The 992-nt window shown below is 40.5% G+C and carries 1 pseudogene; it reads right to left on the bottom strand.

Annotation, left to right across the window (positions count from 1 at the left end):
• A pseudogene (locus ACFIJL_RS09575) lies at positions 1-992 on the bottom strand (hypothetical protein); the annotation flags it as partial.

Below are 992 nucleotides of genomic sequence, written 5' to 3'. Positions count from 1 at the left end.
GCTCCTGCTACATCATGATAGATCTTCTTTTCTGACGAACTACCATCAGAATTGAATTGTGCAACCTTGAATTCTGGCGCTTTCCACTGCCCATCCTTATAACCAGCACCACCACCTAAATACGCAGCCAATGCGTTACTCATCAAATAGAGTTGTGAGCCATTCACCGCCTCCATCGATTCTGCTGTAAGTAATCCAGACTTAACACCAGAAATTGTGCGAGCATCACCTTTACTGTTAGCAATATCGATTTCAGTGCCTTCTTTCTCTGCACCAATCTTAATAACCTTCATCTCATCTTTATCCTGCTTGACAAGGCTTTCACTGACAACATTGGTTACATCATTATGAACATTCGTAACAGAAGTACTAATATCAGAAAGTGCTTCTGCTACACTTTTATAACTTTCCTCACCAGTGCTGCCATCATCCTTGATAGTTTTAAGCTTGAAGGTAGGGGCAATCCATTCTCCTTTTTCATTATAACCAGCACCTCCACCAAAATAAGTCGCAAGCGTATTATTCATTGTGTAAAGCTGTGAACCATTCACTGCATCGCTTGAATCCGCAGAGATTGTACCGTCTTCAAGAAACTTAATTTTGCTATTTTTTCTTTCCAATCCATCTCCATGCTTTGCTACAAAGGCCTTTTCCTTATCACTCCAAGATAAAGAATCCTGCGCTACCCCTTCTGAAACTTCTTTAATCCGTGCATTAACATTCTGAATATTCTCATCAAGACCAATAAATGCACTACCAACATTATCAAAAGAACTGTCTGTTACTTTTCCTTCCTCAGAAACATACGATAATTTATAAGTAGGGTTGGTAAAGCTACCATCTTTAAACGCCGCATCACCGCCAAGAAACTTGGCAACATCTTGAGAAATCGTGTTGATCTGGCTACCCGTAATTGCATCATGTGAACTCTCACCAATGGCACCATCTTTTACATTATGCAGTGCAACTGCTCCTGCATCCTTACCTTTACC

This window comes from Bartonella sp. TT119HLJHH, from assembly GCF_042193385.1.
Classification (GTDB): domain Bacteria; phylum Pseudomonadota; class Alphaproteobacteria; order Rhizobiales; family Rhizobiaceae; genus Bartonella.
Note: the sequence above shows the minus strand (reverse complement) of the source record. Positions and strands in the feature narration are given on the sequence as shown.